The 228-nt window shown below is 43.9% G+C and carries 1 rRNA gene; it reads left to right on the forward strand.

The features are described 5' to 3' along the window. Positions 1-143: 143 nt before the first annotated feature. Positions 144-228: ribosomal RNA gene (gene rrf, locus KNP67_RS15330) — 5S ribosomal RNA — on the forward strand; the annotation flags it as partial.

Below are 228 nucleotides of genomic sequence, written 5' to 3' on the forward strand. Positions count from 1 at the left end.
ACGTGTGGAGCTGAATGATACTAATCGGTCGAGGCTTTGATCTAGTCTAAGGTTTGGATGAATTGATGAGTCTTCAGTTTTGAGAGAACAATCTCTTAAAAAGGAGTTGACATTATGTTAAAATAATGTTAATCTCATATATGTCTGGTGGCGATAGCGAAGCGGCCACACCCGTTCCCATGCCGAACACGGAAGTTAAGCGCTTCAGCGCCGAAAGTAGTTGGGGGT

Source organism: Exiguobacterium sp. s157 (assembly GCF_018618205.1).
Taxonomy (GTDB): Bacteria; Bacillota; Bacilli; order Exiguobacteriales; family Exiguobacteriaceae; genus Exiguobacterium; species Exiguobacterium chiriqhucha.